The sequence below is a fragment of the Desulfoscipio gibsoniae DSM 7213 genome (genome assembly GCF_000233715.2).
In the GTDB taxonomy this organism is placed as follows: Bacteria; Bacillota; Desulfotomaculia; order Desulfotomaculales; family Desulfallaceae; genus Sporotomaculum; species Sporotomaculum gibsoniae.
On sequence record NC_021184.1, the window covers coordinates 3,824,204 to 3,846,804 of the forward strand.

The window sequence follows — 22,601 nt, forward strand, 5'->3', positions numbered from 1 at the left end:
TTTAAAATAAAGCTAATTTAATTTTAAAGGAGATGTTCGAACTATGACAAAAGAAGAGGTTTTAGCCAAGCTAAAATTCGATGTAGAGCTTAGAGGGTTAAGCAAGCATACCCAGGCCGAATACTATACCAAAGTTAAACTTTTTCAGGACCACTTCGATAAACCTGCAACTGAGCTAGGTGTAGAGGATGTTAGGCAGTTCCTTCATTATCTCACTACAAAAAAGAAGCTTGCTCCCGAATCGGTAAACACCTACAATAGTGGCCTCCGCTTTTTGTATGGCGCAACTTTGAACGTTAATATTAACCCTAGGCAAATCCCTCGCCACCGTAAACCACGCAAACTCCCTGACATACTTACCCAAGAGGAAATCCAAGCCCTTTTTAACGTCTGTGACAATTTGCGAGATAAATGCATTCTTATGACCCTCTATGGGACTGGACTTCGCCTAAGTGAAGTGGCCTCCCTTAAAGTTTCAGATATTCATAGCGATAAAATGCAACTGTTCATTCGCAATGCCAAAGGCGGTAAAGATCGTTATGCCCTGCTTTCTGAAGCTAATCTTGAGATTCTTAGAGTCTACTGGAAAGCTTACCGCCCCAAAGAGTGGCTTTTTTACAGCCGAAATCATACCGGCACCCATATAACTCCCAGAGCTGTACAAAATATCTTCCATAAATATGTAAAGAAAGCTAAAATCATTAAAAACGTGACAGTCCATACGATGAGACATAGTTTTGCAACTCATCTGTTTGAATCCGGCACAAGTATTTACCACATCAAGCAACTCATTCATATCCTACCGAGTGGCTTTATGAAAATCAGACACTACGGTTTGCTAGGCAATCGTAACAAGACAGCCAAACTGAAAATTTGCAAACAGTTAACCCATACACCTCTTTTAACCAGAGAAAAATACTCTACGCTTCAACTCATCCTAAAACTAACTGGAATAGATTTATCTAAATGCCCTAACTGCGGATCGGAAAAACCCAGACGGTATATGAGCTTGGGTAAATCCCCCCCCTATCAATAACAAAACAGCATATGTTTAAAAAATTTGCCCTATCATGGGGAGGGGGAAGCTATGTCTATTTCAGCATGATTAACGCTGCTTTGATACATTTTGCTATCAAGTTTTCCTTAATGCCATCTAAAATTAGACGGGAAAATAGATATTTAATCCCCATAGCGAGTACATCAATCAGCGCGGTTTCGTGCAATGTAATTATCCAAAGTTAGGGCTAGCAGCTTCTCCACCATAATCTGCCGCTAACTTTACTCAAACTCTGAAGTCGGGTTTGAGCTTTTTTACGCCTAACTTCGGATAATTTGCTAGACATTAGTTGCAATATAAAAAACCTGAACAAATTTGATCTTTTGTTGGATAAAAGACAAATAGCCAGCATTCACGAGGATGCTGGCTCTAGCTGCTAATGCATAATTCGCCAAATGGTCCTAATTTCCTTTAATAAAATAGAAAATACAGCTTTTGGACAGGTTTTGAACAATCATACTGCCATTTGACGAGCAATATAAGGTTATTAAATAGATCTGGGGTTTGATCTTCTTTTAGTGACTTTCGCCCGGCAGGGCCGAGAGATAAGGATTTCTTTAGCTGAGTTAATAGGAGCTCTGCATTTGGTTTAAAACAATGTAAATCAGATTTTTAAACACTAAGGAGGGGTAGAATGTCAATTGCAGGAACTTTTGATATCACAGTAAAAACACCAGTAGGTGAACAACTTGGCGTTTTCGTATTTGTTGTTGAGGGAGAACTATTAACTGGTTCATTAACTACGCCTAAAGGCACTGTTGATTTATCAGAGGGAAAAATTATTGGTAATAAGTTGGATTTTTTCACAAAAATCACTACTCCAATGGGTAAAATGAAAGCCCATATTAAGCTGAAGTATTTTCATCATTTGGTATGTTAGAAACGCAAAACCAGCTAGCCATCGCAGTTGGTGCAGTTCATCCGGATTTTGAAAGAGCTGCTGATGTAGCACGAAAATCATATGAAGCGGGCGTAAAAGTTCTTAAGGCGGGTACGACTTTTGGGGATGTAGTTGAAGCCATGAAGGCTCCGATGCGTGAGGTTAAGAATTGTTGGCATGTTCATCCACTAATACATTCGATTAGCCCGTTTGGTTTAATAGGTGTAGGCGACAAGATGCTTGATTTGCCTGAAGCTAAAAACTATGGTAGCAAAATATTGATGATCCCATCAATGGGGTTAGAAACAGTTCTAAAAGCCGGTATGGTATTTGCTTTTGAACCTAACTGTGCCATTGGTAAAAAAGTAGTTAACTTAGGCGGTACGGTAATTGTGGGTGAAGATGGTGGTATTGAGTTAAATAGTCTCTCGACTCGTTTAACGCGCGCTAAATGGTAAAACCTACACAATTAATCGTAATCATTAGAATTGATTGACTTAAGATTTGTCTGGAGGTTGTGTGACTTGCACAGGGCATTATTAATTTTATCGGTTAAATTTTTATTAAAAGGAAGTGGGATGTTTTCAATAAAGTAAAGATACAGGCTGTCCAGCTCGAGCAGCCGCTCATGCAGTGCTGCCGTTTGCCCGATAAATTCCGCCTGGTTGTCAAAACCTATTATTCTGTAAAAGAAAACGAGGCTGCCGCTGTCCCGGGCGCGTTTATTTAAGGGTAACAAAATATCATTATATATATCAGACGATTGCATTGGAGCCGATTGCACCGGCATAGTTTGCTTGTTTCTGCTAATCTTCATCAAAAAACTACCCTTTCCTATAGAAAACTATCTGTTTTTAGTATCTCATGGTCTGGCTAATCTACCAACACCCTTAATATTACTTTGCTTAGAAAAGCCTGCATAAAACTAAATTCGGTGAATATCGCTGCGGATTCTGCCTTTTTTTGATATATTAATGTAGGAGTTAATTGTAGGAGTCAGAATTCAGTAGTCAGGAGTCAGAATGAAAGAACAGTCTATTATTTCGAAAGTATTCTGACTCCTGAATTCTATTGAGGTAATAGTAATGCAAATGTATGGTAAAGAATTTTTTACACAGGTTCCGGACAATTTTTTTTCAATATTTAGCCGTAACCTTAAAGAAATTTATGTGGATTTAATCTTTTTGATCTACCAGGAGTATAACAAAAGAATTTATACCCTGTCACGGGATCATGTCGTCGATTTGTTTTCTGAATATTTGGAGGGCCTGGGAGAACAGGCCTGGCAGGTTGAAGAAGGGGAAGCAGCGGGGGAAACGGCCAAAAGCGCCCGCGAGCAGGCCCTGCAATATTTGCGCAGGCTGGTGGATACGGGCTGGCTGAACCTGGAGCCCGAGCCCGATTATACTTTCAGAATATCCATTCCTGATTACACCATTGTGATGCTGGAGGCGATGAATAAAATCCGTACGGGTTACCGGGTGGAGTTTAAGGGCAGGATACTCAGCATCTACCAGAACCTCAGCGGCAGTGAAGGATTTTCTTATGTGGCCCTGCAGCAGGCCTACGAATCCACGCAGGAACTGATTGACGGCCTTAAAAGTTTAAACCACAGCATTAAAAACTATACCGAGAAGCTGCTGGAAGCGAAGGACGTGCGGGCTATCCTGAGCCAAATTTTTGATGTGTACCAAACCAAGATCCTTGGCGAGCAGTACTACAGGCTTAAAACTTCGGAACATATTTCCAAATACCGCGTCGGTATTTTAAAGCGTACCAGGGAATGGCGGTCCAACCGGAACGAGCTGGTCAGGCAGGCCGGTATTATGGTGCGGGAAAAACGGGTGCCGGATGCGGCAACTGCCGAAAACCTGATATATGAATGGATTGAATACATAGATGCTTCTTTGGGCCAGGAAATGGACAGGCTGTTAAGTGAAATTGACCGGCGCAATGCCAGGTATGCCAGGTCGGCGGCCGACCGGCTGAGGTTTAAGCTGCACCAGGGGCGCGGAGCCGGCCGGCATATTTACACGGTGCTGGCTTACCTGGGACAGTTGGCCAAAGAATCGGGTGAAAAAACACTGGCTCCCGGGGAAATAACCCGTTCCATTGCTCTTTTTCCCCAGGTGGCGGTGGACAACCAGAGCTTGCGCAAGCCCCCCGTGGCGCGGCAGACCCATAAACCCCAGCCGCTCCAGGCTGCCTCCGTATCCGATGAGGTGCGCCAAAAGCAGCTGCTGCAATTTGGTTCAAGGGTGGCGGAGGAGATCACGGTGGGACAGTTAAATAATTACGTGGATAGTATTCTGGGCGAAAGAGATATCTGCCCCATTGAGCAGGTACCTCTCAACAGCCGCAGCCAGTGGGTGAAGCTAATCTATATTATTCTGTTCAGCCAGTCACCCGTGGCAAGCTACCGCCTGGAAGGGGAAAGGAGCGAAACCATCGCCATCAGGGATGGGGCAATTGAGGTGCCCAACCTGGTGATAAAAAGGAAGGGGAGCAAACGTTGAGCTGGTACCAGGAGTTCGAGGATTTTTCCAATAAGGATAAAGAGACTTTCAGTAAAGCAGCTAATTTGCTGCTCAGCCAGAACTTTCTGGTATATGACCGGGAAGAGGACAGGCTTTGTTACCGGTTTGTAGAGCGTTATCTGGATATCTTCAGCGAATATTTTGCTTACTCCGGCTGGGACCTGCATCATAGCAAACGGTTCTCCGTACTGCAGCTGCACAATCGCTATGGCAGGAACAGGTACCGTTTTACCCTGCAGGAAACAATAGTTTTATTTATACTCAGGCTGCTTTATGATGAAAAGCAGCAAGCTTTGCGGCTGACCCAGGAGATATTGATATCGGGTGAAGATATCCAGGGTAAATACATGGCTCTGGAGATCAAAAACCGTTTGCCGTCCAGGGACGACCTGGAAAAGGCCTTGAGGCTTTTCAGCAGTTTTTCCATTTTGGACTTAAAGCGCGGGCAGTGGAAGGACCCTGACGCTGTCTATTTATTATATCCGACCATTCTATTAGTTGTTGACGTGCCCAGCCTGGAAAGGCTGGCGGACTGGATAAATGCAGGCGAAGCAAAGGGGGACAAAGAGGATGCTACTGACCGGGATCAAGCTGATTAACTGGCATTACTTTACTAACGAACACATTCCAATTGCGGGCAGCGCCTTGATCACCGGCAACAACAAAGCGGGCAAGTCCACGCTGATTGACGCCCTGCAGGTTGTTCTTGTCTCCAATATGCGCAAGATTATGTTCAATGCCGCTGCCTTTGACGAAAAAACCGCCAGGGACCTGAAGGGTTATTTGCGTGGCAGGACCGGCACAGAAGGCAGGTACACCTACTTAAGAGGAAACGATGAGGATTTCTCCAGCTATATAGTGCTTGAATTTACCCGTTCTTCCAGCAATGAAGCTTGCTTAATCGGCGCGGTGTTTGACTACTACTGCGACACCGGAGAAGAAGATCACGTATTTTTCAAAATTGAAAATTGCAGGCTGCGGGAGCATCTGTTTTTACAGGACGGTTACCCCCGGAACCGGGAGCAGTTTGTCCGCTACATGAAGTCCAGGGGGCTTAATTTTCGCCAGTACCGCAATGACCTGGAAGGCTACAGAAACGATTTGCGCCAGCTGTTTGGCGGGATCAAGGAGTCTTTTTTTTCGCTTTTTGTTAAAGGTATTTCCTTTAAACCCATTACTAACCTGAGGACGTTTATTTACAGCTACATTTTGGATGAGCGGCCCGTGGATGTGGATACCATGCGGGATTACGCCGAAAGATACCGCCAGATGGAAACCCAGCTGTTAAACACCGGCGCTGAAATTATGGCTCTGGAGGAAGAATGCCAGGCGTATGAGAAAGCTGAGCATTTGAGGCGGCGGGAAGCAGCGGGCCGCTATATGCTGCACAGGGGAGACTATGAGCAAAAAGTGCAGGAGCTGGACGAGGCACAGCAGCAGTGCCAAAAATCGGAGGAACGGCTGCAATGGCTGCTGACTGAACTAGGCACACTGGAGGCCGGTTATAAAAAGTTAACCGCTGAAAAAGAACAGTTAATCGAAAAAATAAACGGCATAGCGATTGTGCGGCAGGAAAACAAATTAAAGCAGCAAATCGCGGCTTTAATGGAACAAATCGCCAGGTTGGAACAAAAACAGCTCAACCTGCTGCAGCAGGTCAAGGCAGACCTGCGGGACAGGGAAAAGCTGGTTGATATTTTAAGCCTGCTGCAGGCCCCCGGCCAATTAACGGAAGCGCTTAAAGAAGACGAACGTGCCTGGAAGATGTTCCTGGAGGCGGGGTTCTTCCCGTCCGACCCGGATAAACATACCCGTTCCTGGAATGAAAGCATGAAATGGCTGATCGTACAGGCAGCGGAACTCAAAAAACAGTGGGAAACCGTGCAAAAGCAGGCTCAGGAACTGGCTGAGGTTATTAGAAACCTGGGAAAAAACCGGGTACTAAACAATGCTTCGGCCACCATGAAATTAAAAAAAATGCTGGAGGAACAGCTTACCCCCCGGGAAGGCCAGAGCCGGGTGCCGGTGGATATTCTTTGTGAAGCCATCGACATACGTGACCGCCGCTGGCATAATGCCATCGAGGGCTATCTTTCCACCCAGAAATTTGATCTTTTGGTGCCGCCCGGCTATTTTGACCGGGCACTGAGCATTTACGAACGCTATAAATTTACCCACGGCATGGAAAACGTGGGTTTGGTCAATACCGACAAGCTGGTCAAGGAGGTTAAACCACCGCTCGCGGGAAGCCTGGCCGAGGAAATATCAGCCGATAAAGAGCACATCCGCGCTTACGCCAACTGGCTTTTAGGCGGTTTGATAAAATGTTCGTCAGAGACGGAGTTAAAACGACACAAGCGGGCTATTACCGCTACCTGCATGGTGTATCAGAATTACACCGCCCGCCAAATTCCCCGCAAACGGTATGAGGTGCCCTATATAGGAGCGCAGGCGGTAAAACTGCAGCTGGCCGTAAAACAGGAGGAATTAAGGAAATGCCGGCAAGAGTTAACCCTGCTGAACGAAAAAATCAAAAAAAGTGACAGCGTTTTAAGCTTGAACAGCGATAAGCATTATCTTTACCAGCAGTGGTTAACGAATTTCGAGCAGTGCAAAAATTTAGACCAGCTGGAATGGGAACTGGTACAAACAAAACAAGAATTGCTGCACCTGGACCGTTCGGAACTGGAACTACTGGAAAAGGCCAAAGAAGGTAAAGAGCTGGAATTACAGCAGTGTGAAAAAGAAATAGCCGGTTTAAACACAGAAAAAGGCCAGGTACAGGCCAAACTGGAATTGCTTGAACAGCAGCTGCGGCAGCTTGCCGGTGAAAAAGATGCCGCCTACCGAAAATATCTTGCTTACCTGGATACACTTGCAGATGAATTAAAGGAAACCTGCGAGGCCAAATGGGAGCGGGAAAGCCAGCAGCGCTCGCCTGCGGAACTGGCGCACAATTATTATATCAGTATTCAGGGGCTGGAAACCAAAATTAAAAATAATATGGACCAGGTAGTCAACACCAGGCATGATTTTAATAAGAGATTTGATTTTTTAGCTGATGTTACCGCCGCCGATAACGAAAAATATGCCGAAAGGCTGCATTTTTTAAAGGATATTCACCTGCCTGAATACAGCAAAAAAGCCGGTGAGGCCCGGCAAAAGGCGGAGCAGGCTTTAAAAGAGCACTTCCTGTCCCGCTTGCATGAGGCCATCAAGCTGGCCTATGAAGAAATAGACGAACTGAATTTTGCGCTGCAGGATTTAAAATTCGGCAGTTATTCCTACCGGTTCAGCCTGTCCCCCAAGCCCGAACTGCGGGAGTTTTACGAAATGATCGAGGGATACCAGCTGAGCTCAACCGAGCTACTTTTTAGCACGGTGTTCCAGGAGCTGTATGGTGATAGTTTTAACCGGCTGTTTGAAGAGATCACCTCCGACAGCCGGCAGGATAAATTGCAGGAGCTTACCGATTACCGTTCTTATCTTGATTTTGACATCATCATTACCGATGACCGGGGCAACAAAACCTATTTCTCCAAGGTGTCCCGGACCGAATCGGGAGGCGGGGCCCAGATTCCCTTTTATGTGGCCATTTTGGCTTCCTTCTACCAGGTTTACCACCTTTACCGCAATAAAGAAGATACCCTGCGCCTGGTGGTTTTTGACGAAGCCTTCAACCGGATGGATGCCGACAATGTTGAGGAATGCATGCGCTTTATCCGTAAATTGGGTTTTCAAGTCCTTATCGTCGAGCCAACCGGTAAAATCCAGCTGGTGGTGCCCTTTGTCAATACCAATATAATTGTGATGCGGGAAGGCTTCAACAGTTTCGTGGAGTGCGTAACCTGCAGGGAGATCGAGCAGTGGGTTGAACATGAACAGCAGCAGTCAATGGCAGCCAGCAGCTAGTGTTTTACGCAGCGCCTTTACCATCTTGGTGCCATTTCATATTGTTTTTGCTTATGCTGTAAAACGAAGCATGGATTTCAAAATTAACCCCCCTGCCTCGTTTTGAGCAACTCAAGGATATTAATGCATTATCCACAATCCATAAGGGAACCTCTGGCTATTTTAAAACCAATTTTAACTTAGAAGTTCTTTACTAAAATACACTGGAGATTACTGTTGAACTTCATATAAACCCCAGATATCATTCAAGGCTTTTTCAAGTTTAATAGCTTTGTTTAATTGAAAATCTGAAATGCCACATAAAACAGCGTCATGATTCTCGGTCGTTAAAACCCGGTAAAAAACTTGTTGAGGCCCTATAAACTAACTGTTATAAAAAACTATTGAACGATAACCATAATCATTATTATAAAGAGGTGTTTTAGATAAATTATATTTGTTTTTAGGATTCTTTAATGAAATAATAGCAAGCGTGTTCTTAGATTCATTAGAACCTATGTATGAAAGTAACGCAAAGTTATTCTTGATTTCGTGTATGGAGATAACTTGAAGACCTTATTTCTAAGAGGAAGCGCAGGAAGAAGCGGAAATAAACTTGTAATGCTTGGACTTATTTAGTCAAATGTATGGAAAATAAATACTTTGGTAACACATCACGCCAGTTAAAGTTCAATAATCATATCTATATTTGGGAGGTACCTGAAATATTAAAAAAACGTACTTATTTGCTATATTACTATTTGTTACACTTTTAACAGTTTCGTGTACGAGGCCAGCTTCTGAAAGTGATAAGCATACGGATTCCATATCTCCAACCACAATGAATGCAACACCGGAGCCAATGCCGCTTACTCCGCAGGAAGAGTATATTGCTCTTGTTGAAAGCTATATTGATGGTGCTTCATTTCAGCAGATGGACGAAAGCAGAACAAAACAAGTATCTGATATGCTGATGGGACATTACGATATCATAGGGCGAACAGCAGGAGATGGCATGGATTATTACTTGGCCGTCCGGCGTAAGGATGCTCCCGTATATGATGATTTTAGCAGCATTGATATAGGATATTTTTCAGAAGCCGGTGCAAAGAATGAAGTTCTTCAAATCGGCTATTACGATAAGGATATTAATTCAAACATTCTATATGAGCTTGAAGGCTATGATCTTCTTGAGTTACCTTTTGGGAACGAAAACCTTGACTGCTTTTGCTTCAGTGAAAGCAAAAGCTCCGATGAATATGCAAATCAGACATTCATTCTTGCATTTACGCAAAATGGAAGAGATCGGCTTGATTTTATTAGAAAAAACGCAGGTTTGTCGTTATATAGCGCAAATTCTCCCTGCATTGAATTTTATTATCAAGACAAGGATACCATAAATTTCTATTCATCGCCATACTCCTGTTTCATCAACATAAGCGGCAATGAACTCGAAGAAATTAGCAGCCTATTCTCCTCTTCGGAGGTTATAGATAATGTAAAATCACGACAAGATGCATGGAAGTATCTGCATACAGAAGACAGCTCCATACGCTCAACAGGTGCCAGACTGCATATAGACGGGAAGCAATATGAGTTTATGGGCAATAGTAATTCAGCAGGCTATATCATGTCTACTATGGATGAGCAGGGATTTATTGCCCTTGAATACAACGAAGCCGTATATAGCTTTGTTATGGATAAAATAAAGAATGTCATGGAAATAGACTACGGAAGCTTTGATGCACAATGGTTTAAAATTCCTCTCAAGAGTGCCAGTATTGATTTCCCGGAAAGTGTAGAGCAAGCCGATGGCTCCTATACCACTGATTTGCGGTCGCAGACCGTAAATGATCCGGAAAAGCTCAATGCGTTGTCAAAGCTCATGGATAGAGCGATAAACAGTGAGGAGATATACGGTTTTTCCGGCTGTCCTTACATTGCTTCGATAAAGTTCACACGCGAGAACGGCAAAATTCTGCGTGTATTTATCGCTACCGATTCCTGTGATTCCATGACATATGATGGAAGGATAGGTTTCGAATATGGTAAACAGTCTGATATGGCGGAAATTTTTGGTGAAGCTATGGCAGATAGGTTGCTAAATTAGTATTTTCTAATTTAGCTTAGCAGGGGAATGAAGCATTATGATGAGCTTACAAATCCTATCTTATCAATAGGGTTGATGCAAAAGAAAGAGTAATCCCGCAAAAGCATCTAAACGGCTTCACTACCCTTGCAGGTTTGCTTTAAAATTAAGCCGTTACGCCTATCCAGCCAGTCAAGGGCCGACTAGTATTTTGCTGACGCAAAATCTCCACTCTTAAACCCTTGACTGGCTGAATTTTTGCCGTGTCATGGCCTTACCGAAAACGGGGAACAGGGTGAGGAAAATCGGCCCCGTTTTCGCCCATACCATTGTACGGCAAAACCGGCTTCGCTACGTTTGTGGCAATTGGTTGGTTTATGCGGTGGCTCTGCCCCCGCGCCCCCGGCCTCCTCCAAAGAACAGGAATAGGGCATATGCTCCACGGGCGGGAGGCGTTGTCAATGGGAACGTGGAATAGCGGACGAAACGGAGCATATGCTGCGAAAGCCCATTGACATAGGCCGGAGCCTCACACTGAACCGCAAGGTTCCCATGTTCTTTACATGGGAACCTCTGCCACACGGCGAGTGGGGAGAGTTCAAGAGGAGGAACACCCTCTTGATGCTCGGCGGGACTTCGGGTCAAATTGGCCCGAAGTTCGGACGATAGACGAGGGTTCCATATACGCTCTGTCCGCTGATGAAAGCGGACTGTCATTTGCGGTTTCCCCTGCCGCAAACTCCCGCCCGCTTTCCTGCCGCTTCAAACGCCATTGCCCTCCACGGCGGCAATGGCATTTTTGCGGCAACGCCGACAGAGCGTATAACATACTACACTTTGCTCCGCAAAGTCGTGTGCCAAAAGGGGCGTTGCCCCCTTTGGATACCCCCCTTGCGGCTGCGCCTTGCAAATCATTGCCGCTTACCAGCGTCAATATTTTGCTTCGGCTTACCGCCCAATAATAAAGCGTCATGCCCTCATATTCGGCATGACGCTTTATTATTGGAAGCCCTGTTCGGGCTTTACTATCACAGGCAAGGTAAGCGTGGATTGTAGGGTGGTATCTTTAACTATGGGAACCTCCAGTTTCCCATTTGCTTACCGCTGGCGTAGAAACGCCCACCGCATTGTTGAGTAATGAAATTTTCCTTGGTAATAAATGGTGCAGCAGTGGTTAGAGGGTTCACGAGCTTTGCTTTAATTTGCTAAACTGTTAACGTGGTGAGGGACTGTCCCCTTGTGGTAGGTTTTGGGAATGGCGAAAGCCAGACCCAGAACCTACCGAGCATTAATCTTGGCTGCACCGTTGGGCATGATACTATATTAGGCAATTTTGCTAGCATCATGCCAGGTGTAATGATAGCAGGTAGTGTAAAAATAGGTATTGGTGTTTACATAGGCATCGGGTCAAGTATTATAAATGGAGTAAACATAGGAGATTGGTCGTTAATTGGCAGTGGGGCTACTGTTGCTAATAGCATACCAGACCATGTCTTAGCTATAGGCGTTCCAGCCAAACCAATTAAAAATTACAACCCATTATAATTTTATTAAAGAGTTCTCTCCAATGAGCATCGATTAATTTTCTGTTGCTTACGCCATTATTGTGTTCTTAAATAAAAAAAGCCCACCAAGTAGCGTTATAAATTCTAATACGCAAACTTGGTGGGTTTGCTTTAATTGCTTGAATTCCGGCCGGTGCACTGTATTTATCCATTCACTGACACCCAGTTTAGGCTGTGGGTCACATAAACGGTTAAGAACCATGGCAAAAGCGGCCTCTTCAAGGGGAGAAGTTTTTTCGGTGGAATCCCAAAAAGTGCGTAGCTGCGGCCCTATGGAAAGTTCCTCCCACAAGCAACGGAAGACCAGAGCTGGACCCCATTGTTTGGTCCATTCTACCTTCAGGTTTTCAGGACGGCTTTTAATCCAGGTTTCCTTGGAAAATTTACTAAGATGCTCTAAAAGGTTGTCGATCTCGCCTTCTTGGAGTTGTTCCAGCCTGCCCAAGTTGGCAATGACTTTTTGCCGCACTTTACCGTTTTCACGATAACCTTATACTATTTGAACATATGTACGGACTGTGCCGTCTTTATTCTTGTTAGTGGTTTTGCGAATATACATAACACTATTATTTTATCATGCAACCTTAGGAATTAACAGACAATTACTGTCAGGCGTGACACAACACTTTTTAAAAATTTCGTTCGCCAAAACCCGCAAAGCCTTAATTTTACTGCATTCTTGTTTTTGGAATGGGCCAAAAATGGGGTTTGGGTGTCAAACTTGAGTTATATTTTTTCCCACTACCACAAGGGCATGGATCGTTTCTCCCTACCGGCTTTGAAGGCCGATTAGGCCTTTCAAAATTTCCTCGAGCACAGTAAGTTTAAACAAGTTTAAGCCTGACCCCATTTTATCCAAAGAAGGAGACTGACAATGAACAATATAATAGAAAACATATTAACAAGAAGAAGCATACGTGCTTTCAAAGAGGATCAGATACCGGAGGAGGATTTAAATACTATTCTCATGGCAGGAAGCTACGCCCCGAACGGGATGGGAATGCAGAACTGGAAATTTACCGCTATACAAAATGCGGCTGCAATCAAAAAGGTCAATAAGGCTATCCGCCAAACCCTTTTATCTATTCCGGTTGTGCCGGAAACCCACCCTTATGTTGTGAGCCTGATTGAAAAAGCGAAAGACGAGAACGCGGACTTCCTGTATCATGCACCTACCTTTATTATTGTCTCTAATTTAAAAGACGACGGGAATTCCATGCCGGATTCAGCTTTAGCCATCGGCAATATGATGCTGGCGGCACACTCCCTTGGCATCGGTTCCTGCTGGTTAAATCAATTGCCGGGACTTACTCATATGCCTTTAATCCGTGAGCTTTTGACAGACTTGGATATTTCGGAAAACCATATTGTATATGGATCGGTTGTTATAGGCTATGCAGCAGAAGAATCTAAACCAGCTGCGCCACGCAAAAATGTCATACACATTATTCGCTAGATGCATAATAGCTTGACCAATTTTAAGAAGGAAGTGGGGGGGGTCGGGTGTTTTTATTAGCTCATGAACTAAAACTAGATAATTAAATTTCGCCGTATAAGTCATCGGCTTCGGACCACTGTTTGCCAATGTTAGTGTTGCTTTTGTCCCAGTAACTGAAATTGAATTGAACGGCGGCAACTTTTGAAACAGAGCCATTATGATTTGCGTTGCGTCGCAGACAGGCGCTGGATTGCGGCGCTTTGCAAGGGCATGGGCAGGTGGCCGATGCGTACTTCGGAGTAGACACTATTGCTCTTTATATTGCACGATATGACAAAAAGGTGCGGGGTTACGAGGTGGTGCCCGGAGCGGTGCGAGATGCCGAGGCCAACGCCGCGCTAAATGGAAAAGTGTATACCTTATCGCCGGTACCGCCTTTTATCTTCCCCGCTGCTTCCTTAACCCGAAACCGCGAAACAGCCCGGAGATACGATCAAGGTCACGATCAGAGAAAGGGAAAGGCAGCATGAAAAAATATATTGCCCTCCTTCGGGGAATCAACGTAGGCGGCAATAACAAAATATCCATGCAACAGTTGAAGGAGGCGTTCCGGCAAGCTGGTTTCACTGATGCGCGGACATATATTAACAGCGGGAATGTAATCTTTTCGGGCAACGACAGCGAAGATGCGCTTCAAGCGGTATGCGAGGCGCTGATCTCGGAACAATTCGGATTAGGCATATCCGTTACGATTATCTCCGCTGAAGAACTCTCGAATGCGCTTGATCATGCGCCGGAATGGTGGAATATCCCGAACGGCGCGAAGCATAACGCCATCTTTGTGATACCGCCCGCCACTGCGGAGGATGTTTGCACCGAGGTTGGCGAAATCAAACCTTAATATGAAAAGGTTGGCAAGGTGATCTTTTGGTCTGCGCCTATGGAAACCTTTTCGCGAACAAGATGGTCAAAGGTTTCCGGCACCAAGACATACCAAAGCATAACCGTAAGGAACGCAACTACGGCGATCAAACTGGCGCAGCTCGCCACATCCACACAATAAGACTTTTCCCCACCAAGGGGGGATATCAGCTTCACCCGCCATCTCTTTGTATCCTCAAGGCATGTGGAATGCGTTTGCCTGCTTAAAAAAAAACACTTAGGGGAGGAAATCATGAATAAAATAACTTGTATCTGCCTGGGCGTTCGCGATATGAAACGCTCGATCCGATTTTACAGAGACGGACTGGGATTTCAGACGGACGAAACTGAGGATAACCCCCCTGTAATCTTTTTTAATACACCGGGAACAAAATTTGAGCTGTATCCTTTGCCGCTTTTGGCGGAAGATATTTCATCCGATAATCCGCCGCCGTTGGGCACGGGCTTTGCCGGAATTACTTTGGCCTATAATGTAGAGACGAAGGACGAAGTGAATGAAATAATTGAAATTGCAAGAAAGGCCGGCGCAACCATCGCAAAAGAACCCCAAGATGTGTTTTGGGGAGGGTATCATGCTTATTTTTCCGATCCCGACGGATACTATTGGGAGGTAGCCTGGGGCCCCCGTTTTAACTATGATGAACATGGGATGCTTGTTTTTTAGACTATATATAAAATATATATACAGCGCTATTCTGCCGCCAAAGGGCTGCCTGATTCAACCGGCATCTTTTTTAACCGTTCAAAGCATGTAAAAACGGCCTGCTTGCTGGTCAAAACATAATACTGCGGGGGTGATTAATATCACATGATCACACATCCGGCTTTTACAGACATATTAATGCATTCGGATCAAGAATTAGCCGATATACTCGGTATCCGTATTATAAGTCGAAATACGATTTATGAATGGCCGTTATCTTGTATGCAGAAGTTAACGCTAGATAATGGGAAAAAACTGATTTATAAATCACAGCTTCCTCCAACTGTTGAGCCCGATTTTTATGAACATGCCGTATCAAAATTGCTGCCCGCGTACCAAGTGATTGGAAAATTTGGTAATTGCAACACCATGATAATAGATTGGATTGACGCTCCGTTGCTCAGCGATAGGCCATTATTTAATCAATGGGCATCGGAAGCAATTGAAAATATTCTTATGTGATAAAATACTCTGCCGCCAGGGCCCTACCCATCTTTACCCGTCATCTTTTTTGTATCCTCAAGGCACGTTGAGGTGGCTACGCTGCTTACAAGGAGCAATACGATGCAGTAAGCATTTAGTGCCACCCATGCAAGGATTGCCCAAGAAGGCGAGTACTAGGTGTGAAGGCTGATTGGATGCAATCTACTGCTGAGTCGGTAGTATTGATGTCAAAAAAGTAAAGCTTCGCAATGAACTGACACAGAAAGCGATTGTCCGCGAATGTGCTGAATGGATAGGAAAAAAGGTCCAAGCTGCTTTCGAGTAGAAAGGATTTGAAGATGGGGAAAAAAACATTCTTGTTCAATAGAATTGCCGCTGTTTACGGTCTCTTTTTTAATTGGCAAGTGAGGAACTACCGCAACATTTTCGATAATGCCAAAGAAGAGTTGGATTTTTCCAACTATCAAAGCGTCATCGACATAGGATGCGGCACAGGAGCATTATGCAAGGTGCTTCAAGAATATGGTCTGGGGGTGACCGGGCTCGACCCTGCCGAAGCTATGCTGGCGATTGCTACAAAAAAGGCCGGAAAAACAGAACCGAACGAACCGTTTATTCGGTTTATTCATGGCGATGTGCTTAACGGGCTACCATTCCGTGATAAAAGTTTTGACCTGACCATATCATCTTATGTTGCCCACGGGCTTATGCCAAAGGAGAGGCTGATCCTTTATAATGAGATGAGAAGAGTTGCCAGGCATACAGCTGTTTTGTTCGACTATAACGAACACCGTTCATTGATTACCGACATTGCAGAATGGCTGGAAGGCGGAGACTATTTTAACTTCATAGGGAACATCAGGGATGAATTGATGAATCAGTTCGGCAATCTTAAAGTCATTATTACCGGTAAGCGTTCTGCGATTTATATTTGTAAAATTGAGTAATGCATAATTTAGATCAGCTTGGTTGGAACTGAACCTCCCCACGGCTAAAGCCGGCTTTACGGCGCTTTTCGGTAATCTGGTTGAACTTTATTGTAATACGGCGATCAAATAGTTTTTCCCAGGGCATTTAAAAAATACCCTGGGAATTTCCAATTAAGTTATATTTTTATTTTTCCTCTTATTTTTTCAAAAGTTTCCCTGGACATTCTGACCTCATGAACTAAAACTAGATAATTAAATCTCGCTGTATAAGTCATCGGCTTCGGACCACTGTTTGCCAATGTTGGCGTTGCTTTTGCCCCAGTAACTGAAATTGAATTGAACGGCGCAACTTTTGAAACAATGCCATTGTGATTTACGTTGCGTCCATTATCTTTGTGAATTTATTAACTATCGCCACCTTTTAGCAGGATTGAATATTTATAACGCTTTATGTGGCATTATAATATATATTTTCCCTTAAAAGGAGTAACTTATGAACGCTAATGATACTAAAATAAGTAACTATCAGGCCGCCATGCTTACTCTCGGCACTTTATTGTTGCCTATAATCTGAACCATGCCGATGATCTCGTTTGGCGGTGCCAAACATGATGTTTGGTTGTCAGCGGTTTTAGCGACCACTTTGGGTTTAGCTGGTGGTTATTTGATAATTACCCTGGGCCTGAGATACCCTTCGCAAACCGTCATTCAATATAGCCAGCAGATTGTCGGTAGATGGTTAGGCGGATTTATTTGTCTATTATACATAACTTTTTTTTTACTAATAGCTACAATGGCTACCCGCGACTTCGCAGAATTATATTTAACTTATATCATGCCCGAGACCCCTATCTATATCTTTACAGGTGTTATATTACTCATGGCCGCTTACGCCTCAGTAAACGGCTTAGAGGTTATTGCTCGCATCGCGGAAATTTTCGTTCCCATCATTCTCTTTGTTACTGTCTTAGGTATTTTGTTTAATATACCGAACATGAATTTTTTAATGCTGTTGCCGGCACTGGAAGACGGCTGGCGACCGGTAATAGTCGATGCCATTGTGGAAGTACCGTATTTAGGCCTAGTCGTTTCCTGGCTGTTCCTTTTGCCTTCATTGAACATAAAAACAGGAGCCAAGAAGACCCTCCTGTTATCCATCGCCATTGTCGGTTTGGCTATGTTTCTTGTATCTATTGCAATCGTAATGGTTATAGGACCAGACATTCCGGTTCGCTCTAATTACCAGTTTTATACCATATTTCGTTTAATCAATATAGCTAATTCTATTCAACGGATTGAACCGCTGTTCTTAGTAGCTTGGACATGTACCGGTTTTTTGACAGCTACCTTTTTTTACTACGCCACGGTAGCTTCCATCAAACAATGGCTGGGCCTAAATACCTATCGCCCACTCATCTTACCAATAGGCGTTATTATTTTTAGTCTCTCCATTTTAATGTTTTCTTCTTACATAGATTTGAGAAAGTTTTTTAGTTTGGAGCTATTTGGAATGATAGCTATACCTGTGGAGTTTGGGATTCCATTGTTACTCTTAGGAGTAGTTTACGTAAAGGAGAAAATTATAAAGTAGTACTACCCCGTTAGCTTAAGAAACCACACATTTTAAACAAAATGGTCTAAAATAAAACTAAAAAAATTATGCTCATTTTGCCGGTTTAGAGCGATATATTATAACCGCCATTCTTATTGCAAAAATACCAGTAAAAGCAATAGCAGTTCCAGCCAAAGAACCCCATAATCTGCCCGTTTGACCCCAACAAAAATACGGAATAACCACTAATCCAAGCATTGTTCCCACACAAATGCTTAAAGAAAATTTTAACGCGTTTAACAGTTCTTTTTTGTATTTTATCAAATAACACCCCACAAAATATAAATAATCATTGATTTGCTTCACACTTATCTACTAATGTTCATTATAACCTATTTCTCCCTGTGGGACATCTTTAACATAATGTTCAGCGGGTTAGTTTATTCGTTGTAAGTGAAACAAATAAACAATTTGACAATTCCACCCTGTTCTTTCAATAATAATTAAGTTCTTATTTGCTTGGAGACACCTGCAAATCTTCACCGGCTAACTTAGTAGCCTTATAAATTATACCGTTGTCGTAACTTTTTATATCAAAATATCCATTATAAAAATTCCATATATCTGATTTATTTGAGTATTTTTCAAAACTGTCCAGTATTTGATTAAATAAAATTATTGCTTCATTTTCTGTTGGATGCTCCTCCATCATAAGTCTAAACTTTATATCTTTTTTTCCATCAAAGGAAGATGATGTTGTACCTATCTTCACTGATTGTTCAAGGAATTCTTCCGATTTCCCAAGTATTTCACTTACATTGATGTCTGGTTGTTGACTGCAAGCAATAGTTAAAAATAATAAAACAACTGGTATGGTAATATAAAATAGCTTGGTTCCTTTCATAAAATCCCTCCTCTGCTAATTATCCTTATCTTAACATTTTTATAACCTCCTTACTAACAGATAAGTACACTTGGTATATTAATTGGTTTTAGTAAGGGTTAATTTATTTAAAAGTATTATCACGCCAGTTTTCCAGAACTTAGCCATATTTTTACATTTGACTACAAAGGCCGATCATCACTACTTTTAAAGCAAATTAGTAATAATTGTTAGTTAAATTATTATACCCTAACTAGCGTGATAATGTAATATTATCACGCTAGAGTTATCTAGCGAGTCATTTTCCTCCGTACTTTTCTATATCTTTTCATGACTAAAGTCACGAGTATGCGGCCAAGTTTCATCAAAGTTCCCCCGATGGCGCTGCCCAAACCAGTGGGTCAGCGTGTCAGCATCAGTTAGAGAAATATCAGTCAGTCCAAAACTAGCCTGGGAAGCCAGATCCAGATCAAAGCTCATGAAACCGGCCCGGTGCTGCCAAATTGTATAACTAGTGGAAAAAGACTGCACACTGCGGTTTGGAACAATGAACGTAGTCCGGGCTAAACTACGGGAGCGTACCGCCAGCATATTACCTTGCACCCCCCAACCAGCGCTTTTATATCCCCAGAAACCCCAGAGTGCTCCCAATATTGGCAATGCCAGGGCAAGTTCCCCCCGGGGCAGCCAAGCCAAGACCGGCAGTACCAGCAAAATCCCCGGAATAAAACCCCGTAGCACATAGCGCCGCATAGCTTTAAAAGGCAGTGGTTGCAAAGGGATTTTTATGGCAAATTCCGGTAGAAACTCCCCAAGTAAAGACTCCAACTCCTTTTGCCGGGCCAGCGGCCATAGTAGCGTCTTTTCGTGACTTTGCGGCCCATATCCGGCACTTTCCACATGCAATGTAAAACAACCCAAGGGCTGGCGCAGCACTCCCTCAACCAAGCGAACAGCCTGAATACGTCCCACGGGTATGGATACCTGACGCCGCTGCAGTAACCCATAGACAACTTGAAGTTTATCGCCGGAGCGGGTCAGCGTAAAACCACCGTATTTAAAGACCATTCCCAACGTGGCTAATAGCCATAACGTTAAAACTGTAAACAAAATTAAATACATCAGGTTTACATAGCTCCAAACCCAGTTAACATACTGCTGCCAATTGAGTTCCAATCCTATATCATCAAGCAAGGCCCAGGCCCCGGAGAACAAGGAAACCACCAGTCCGAGGGCACCACCGGAAGTGGCTCCAAACAAAAGCAACTCCTTAAAAGAAAGCCTTTTTAATATCGCTGCACCGCTAACACCCTTTCGGCCTTCCTCTACTCCAGATAGCAACAGACTCTGACGAAGTTCCCGAGCAACCGGCATGGAAAGAGCATATAAAATAGCTTCGGGCTTTTCCCCACCGGCTGTTTCCACCTGCACAGATACCACATTAAACAAACGATGCCATACCCCTTGATTGAAATCAATGGCCTGAATACGTTCACGGGGGATCACGATCCTTTTGCGTACCAGCACCCCTTGTTCAACAACCAAAGCCCCGTTCTCCACCCGAAAGGTAAAACGAAGCCAGCTAACCAGGCCCCAGGCCAGAACGACCAGTATAATTACCGTCCCGGTGACAAACAGCCAGAACGGAGAATATCCCCTTTGTAAAATCCGGGTAACGAGAAAGATGACCAGTGGCAAAAGGAAATCCTTTAACAGCTTGAACGCTCCCAATAGAATCCCCAGCAGGTGCAGGCGGCGGGGCTCAGATATCATCATTGGACACCCTGGCCAGACTGGCAATCCGGTCCCGGAGCTCATCGGCCGCTTCCTCCGATAGGGCAGGTATTTGGTGGGTGCCTGCCGCCGTAGAGGCGTTCACGGTTGCCAGGCCATAACGGCGCATCAATATACCCTGTGCAGTATCTACGTGTTGAATACGGGTCATGGGAATTAAGGTGCGTTTGATAAACCAAACCCCTCTCTGCAAGTAAATTTCCTCCCTGCTAACCTGGTAACGCCAGCGTTCCCAGCGCAGCTGGGGTAGTACCGTTACTTCAAGCCCGCCATATATCACAACTGCCGCCACCGGCAGTATTGGCACCCAATCCGGCCAATGAAACAATTTAACCAGTAATAGCGCCAGACCAATACCCACCGCTCCTAGAGCCAAAGCCTCTAAAAACCCGCTTATTCTCCACACCTGCACAATTCGCCTATCAATCCGCTCGCTGGGTTCGGAACGCAATTTTTATCCCTCTCCTTAACATCCTCGGGTGTACCATGATTTAATATAACATATTTTAGGTAATGTTGGCAGCGTTCGCCTTGTCAGTAACAATATATAACGGTGATATAGGCACCGACAGTGTCGGTGGCAAATGCAAATCGTTACCGACATTGCCATTGGCGTTTAAGTTCTCGCTTTAAAAAAGAGCCCCTGTTTAAGGGGCTTTTGAACAGCATGCATTGCCAATTAAAAGGGGCCATTTGATTATGAAAAAGGGGACCACCTAGAACAAAAAAATAAATTGACATTATTTCAAGAATGCAGCACTTCCTAGACTATTCCTCCCCCTAGGGGGAGGAATAAACGCACGTTCGGTTAGGGTACCGAAGCAAAACAATGGGTGCTATCATTTACCACATGGTATAATCAGGAACACCGGCACAGCGGTCTTAAATTCCTGACCCCAAATCAAAGACATAATGGGCTCTCGGAACAAGTTTTGTAGCATAGAAAGCAAGTTTATGAAGCAGCTAAATTACGGCATCCGGAGAGATGGTCAGGTTCAATCAGGGACTGGACATTAGAGGAGATTGTTTGGCTTAATCCTGAGCGTGTTATGGAACCAGCATCCAAGGAAAGTGTTTGGAAAAATAAAAACATTGCGGTCTCCCGAGGGAGGGTAAAAATGTCCCCTAATCACTACCTATAGCCGCCGCTTGCGGTCGGAGCGAAGCGGAGAGTCTTGACCCATGTGCTAGACTTAATAGGCCCGACCGTATTTTGTCAACATCACATTATTTCACAATATATCCGTCATTAAAAAGAGGTTATGCATTTCAACATAGCCTTATAAACCTTTACTTGATGGCGGATTTATTAATTTGTTTTTTAAGTTTATGTGAATCCAAAGTCATCAAGATTTTTCAAACTGATGCCTTTGGATTTTCTTATTTGGAATTGCTTTTTCAGGATTACTCATCAATAATAATAATATCATCTATAAAATGCCAAAAAAAATCGGGCTAAAAAATGCACTTTTTTAACCCGATTTTTGCTCATTTTTTACTCCGAAACCACAACATCTTGTGGCCAAAGCGCCTCATTTCTCCTTTTGACCACAATTCGTCATCAGAACTATACTCTCAACGTGTGTTATCACAGGGGGGTGATACATTTTGGCTATAATTTTCCTTTTTTGCGTAAAAATATTCCCCCTTAATATCTTTTTTTACCAAGGAGGGTCTTTAACTAACCATTAAAAAACCAACCCTTGCTCTTTAAAACAGCAGCATACCCCTATGGGGCCCAGGATATATCGCCTTAAGTCCATCCCAGCTCAGACACAAGGCTTTTATCATAATTGTAGTATTAAAAATACTGTATCGCACTACAGCAAATGACATATTTCTGACCTTGCTTATGATATTTTATATTTGAAACATTGTACATGTGGGGCTCCCGCTA

The 22,601-nt window shown here is 43.7% G+C and carries 20 protein-coding genes and 2 pseudogenes; 15 read left to right on the forward strand and 7 right to left on the reverse strand.

Annotated features, from left to right (window positions below; genetic code table 11):
• Positions 1–43 precede the first annotated feature (43 nt).
• The 3 genes from DESGI_RS18095 (at position 44) to DESGI_RS18105 (ending at position 2,395) form a co-directional block, all read left to right on the forward strand.
• Complete coding sequence (locus DESGI_RS18095; RefSeq protein WP_006520520.1) at positions 44–1,036, forward strand: tyrosine-type recombinase/integrase; 993 nt, start codon at positions 44–46, stop codon at positions 1,034–1,036.
• Positions 1,037–1,691: 655 nt separating this feature from the next.
• Positions 1,692–1,937: a hypothetical protein gene (locus tag DESGI_RS18100; protein ID WP_006520521.1), complete on the forward strand. Its 246-nt coding sequence runs from the start codon at positions 1,692–1,694 to the stop codon at positions 1,935–1,937.
• Positions 1,931–2,395: a M24 family metallopeptidase gene (locus tag DESGI_RS18105; RefSeq protein WP_006520522.1), complete on the forward strand. Its 465-nt coding sequence runs from the start codon at positions 1,931–1,933 to the stop codon at positions 2,393–2,395. The genes DESGI_RS18100 and DESGI_RS18105 overlap by 7 nt, the downstream gene beginning before the upstream one ends.
• 11 nt (positions 2,396–2,406) lie before the next feature.
• Here DESGI_RS18105 and DESGI_RS18110 read toward each other — a convergent pair whose 3' ends face one another.
• Positions 2,407–2,754, reverse strand: coding sequence for a hypothetical protein (locus DESGI_RS18110; RefSeq protein ID WP_006520523.1), 348 nt, complete (start codon positions 2,752–2,754; stop codon positions 2,407–2,409).
• Between the two features lie 268 nt (positions 2,755–3,022).
• On the opposite strand from DESGI_RS18110, the gene DESGI_RS18115 reads away from it, so the two are divergent.
• From DESGI_RS18115 to DESGI_RS18145, 5 genes are all read left to right on the forward strand, one after another.
• A complete protein-coding gene (locus DESGI_RS18115) occupies positions 3,023–4,453 on the forward strand; it encodes a Wadjet anti-phage system protein JetA family protein (RefSeq protein WP_006520524.1) in 1,431 nt (476 codons plus the stop codon).
• Positions 4,450–5,073, forward strand: a complete 624-nt coding sequence (locus DESGI_RS18120; protein ID WP_006520525.1) for a DUF4194 domain-containing protein — start codon at positions 4,450–4,452, stop codon at positions 5,071–5,073. The genes DESGI_RS18115 and DESGI_RS18120 overlap by 4 nt, the downstream gene beginning before the upstream one ends.
• Positions 5,045–8,386 carry an ATP-binding protein gene (locus DESGI_RS18125; protein WP_006520526.1) on the forward strand — a complete coding sequence of 1,114 codons (3,342 nt, stop codon included), beginning with the start codon at positions 5,045–5,047 and terminating at the stop codon, positions 8,384–8,386. The genes DESGI_RS18120 and DESGI_RS18125 overlap by 29 nt, the downstream gene beginning before the upstream one ends.
• A gap of 841 nt (positions 8,387–9,227) precedes the next feature.
• On the forward strand, positions 9,228–10,475 hold the full coding sequence (locus DESGI_RS18130) for a hypothetical protein (protein WP_015618003.1): 1,248 nt from the start codon (positions 9,228–9,230) through the stop codon (positions 10,473–10,475).
• A gap of 1,218 nt (positions 10,476–11,693) precedes the next feature.
• Entirely contained in the window at positions 11,694–11,999 is a 306-nt protein-coding gene (locus DESGI_RS18145) for an LbetaH domain-containing protein (protein ID WP_006520528.1), read from the forward strand.
• 48 nt (positions 12,000–12,047) lie between these two features.
• Here DESGI_RS18145 and DESGI_RS18150 read toward each other — a convergent pair.
• A pseudogene (locus DESGI_RS18150) lies at positions 12,048–12,497 on the reverse strand (IS1634 family transposase N-terminal domain-related protein); the annotation flags it as partial.
• Positions 12,498–12,687: 190 nt separating this feature from the next.
• Positions 12,688–12,786 (reverse strand): annotated as a pseudogene (locus DESGI_RS26520) (SEC-C metal-binding domain-containing protein); the annotation flags it as partial.
• A gap of 107 nt (positions 12,787–12,893) precedes the next feature.
• Here DESGI_RS26520 and DESGI_RS18155 point away from each other — a divergent pair.
• From DESGI_RS18155 to DESGI_RS18185, 7 genes are all read left to right on the forward strand, one after another.
• The gene (locus DESGI_RS18155; RefSeq protein WP_006520530.1) at positions 12,894–13,475 is read left to right on the forward strand and encodes a nitroreductase family protein; all 582 of its coding nucleotides are present in this window, start codon (positions 12,894–12,896) and stop codon (positions 13,473–13,475) included.
• A gap of 209 nt (positions 13,476–13,684) precedes the next feature.
• A complete protein-coding gene (locus tag DESGI_RS25840; RefSeq protein WP_006520531.1) occupies positions 13,685–13,987 on the forward strand; it encodes a hypothetical protein in 303 nt (100 codons plus the stop codon).
• Complete coding sequence (locus DESGI_RS18165; RefSeq protein ID WP_006520532.1) at positions 13,984–14,358, forward strand: DUF1697 domain-containing protein; 375 nt, start codon at positions 13,984–13,986, stop codon at positions 14,356–14,358. Before DESGI_RS25840 ends, DESGI_RS18165 begins: the two co-directional genes overlap by 4 nt.
• A 273-nt stretch (positions 14,359–14,631) precedes the next feature.
• Positions 14,632–15,063, forward strand: coding sequence for a VOC family protein (locus DESGI_RS18170; RefSeq protein WP_006520533.1), 432 nt, complete (start codon positions 14,632–14,634; stop codon positions 15,061–15,063).
• Positions 15,064–15,207: 144 nt separating this feature from the next.
• A complete protein-coding gene (locus tag DESGI_RS18175) occupies positions 15,208–15,564 on the forward strand; it encodes a hypothetical protein (protein ID WP_006520534.1) in 357 nt (118 codons plus the stop codon).
• Between the two features lie 320 nt (positions 15,565–15,884).
• Positions 15,885–16,493 (forward strand): class I SAM-dependent methyltransferase, encoded by a 609-nt coding sequence (locus DESGI_RS18180; RefSeq protein WP_006520535.1) that lies wholly within the window; start codon positions 15,885–15,887, stop codon positions 16,491–16,493.
• A 565-nt stretch (positions 16,494–17,058) separates the two neighbouring features.
• Positions 17,059–18,066, forward strand: a complete 1,008-nt coding sequence (locus DESGI_RS18185) for a GerAB/ArcD/ProY family transporter (RefSeq protein WP_006520536.1) — start codon at positions 17,059–17,061, stop codon at positions 18,064–18,066.
• A gap of 72 nt (positions 18,067–18,138) precedes the next feature.
• Here the strand turns inward: DESGI_RS18185 and DESGI_RS18190 are convergent, their stop codons facing one another.
• The 4 genes from DESGI_RS18190 to DESGI_RS18205 all read right to left on the reverse strand — a co-directional run bounded on the left by DESGI_RS18190 (position 18,139) and on the right by DESGI_RS18205 (position 21,155).
• The gene (locus tag DESGI_RS18190; RefSeq protein WP_157872809.1) at positions 18,139–18,351 is read right to left on the reverse strand and encodes a hypothetical protein; all 213 of its coding nucleotides are present in this window, start codon (positions 18,349–18,351) and stop codon (positions 18,139–18,141) included.
• Between the two features lie 187 nt (positions 18,352–18,538).
• Complete coding sequence (locus tag DESGI_RS18195; protein WP_006520537.1) at positions 18,539–18,931, reverse strand: IolE/MocC family protein; 393 nt, start codon at positions 18,929–18,931, stop codon at positions 18,539–18,541.
• A 297-nt stretch (positions 18,932–19,228) separates the two neighbouring features.
• Positions 19,229–20,686 (reverse strand): PH domain-containing protein, encoded by a 1,458-nt coding sequence (locus tag DESGI_RS18200; RefSeq protein ID WP_162141533.1) that lies wholly within the window; start codon positions 20,684–20,686, stop codon positions 19,229–19,231.
• Positions 20,673–21,155 carry a PH domain-containing protein gene (locus DESGI_RS18205; protein WP_006520539.1) on the reverse strand — a complete coding sequence of 161 codons (483 nt, stop codon included), beginning with the start codon at positions 21,153–21,155 and terminating at the stop codon, positions 20,673–20,675. The genes DESGI_RS18200 and DESGI_RS18205 overlap by 14 nt, the downstream gene beginning before the upstream one ends.
• Positions 21,156–22,601 lie beyond the last annotated feature (1,446 nt).

Excerpts from the sequence above, each read along its gene's own strand:
- DESGI_RS18185 (WP_006520536.1), top strand. The coding sequence starts at position 17,059 with ATGATCTCGTTTGGCGGTGCCAAACATGATGTTTGGTTGTCAGCGGTT.
- DESGI_RS18110 (WP_006520523.1), bottom strand. The coding sequence starts at position 2,754 with ATGAAGATTAGCAGAAACAAGCAAACTATGCCGGTGCAATCGGCTCCA.
- DESGI_RS18095 (WP_006520520.1), top strand. The coding sequence starts at position 44 with ATGACAAAAGAAGAGGTTTTAGCCAAGCTAAAATTCGATGTAGAGCTT.
- DESGI_RS18155 (WP_006520530.1), top strand. The coding sequence starts at position 12,894 with ATGAACAATATAATAGAAAACATATTAACAAGAAGAAGCATACGTGCT.
- DESGI_RS18200 (WP_162141533.1), bottom strand. The coding sequence starts at position 20,686 with ATGATGATATCTGAGCCCCGCCGCCTGCACCTGCTGGGGATTCTATTG.
- DESGI_RS18195 (WP_006520537.1), bottom strand. The coding sequence starts at position 18,931 with ATGAAAGGAACCAAGCTATTTTATATTACCATACCAGTTGTTTTATTA.
- DESGI_RS18180 (WP_006520535.1), top strand. The coding sequence starts at position 15,885 with ATGGGGAAAAAAACATTCTTGTTCAATAGAATTGCCGCTGTTTACGGT.
- DESGI_RS18105 (WP_006520522.1), top strand. The coding sequence starts at position 1,931 with ATGTTAGAAACGCAAAACCAGCTAGCCATCGCAGTTGGTGCAGTTCAT.
- DESGI_RS18100 (WP_006520521.1), top strand. The coding sequence starts at position 1,692 with ATGTCAATTGCAGGAACTTTTGATATCACAGTAAAAACACCAGTAGGT.
- DESGI_RS18175 (WP_006520534.1), top strand. The coding sequence starts at position 15,208 with ATGATCACACATCCGGCTTTTACAGACATATTAATGCATTCGGATCAA.
- DESGI_RS18130 (WP_015618003.1), top strand. The coding sequence starts at position 9,228 with ATGCCGCTTACTCCGCAGGAAGAGTATATTGCTCTTGTTGAAAGCTAT.
- DESGI_RS18115 (WP_006520524.1), top strand. The coding sequence starts at position 3,023 with ATGCAAATGTATGGTAAAGAATTTTTTACACAGGTTCCGGACAATTTT.
- DESGI_RS18165 (WP_006520532.1), top strand. The coding sequence starts at position 13,984 with ATGAAAAAATATATTGCCCTCCTTCGGGGAATCAACGTAGGCGGCAAT.
- DESGI_RS18170 (WP_006520533.1), top strand. The coding sequence starts at position 14,632 with ATGAATAAAATAACTTGTATCTGCCTGGGCGTTCGCGATATGAAACGC.
- DESGI_RS18125 (WP_006520526.1), top strand. The coding sequence starts at position 5,045 with ATGCTACTGACCGGGATCAAGCTGATTAACTGGCATTACTTTACTAAC.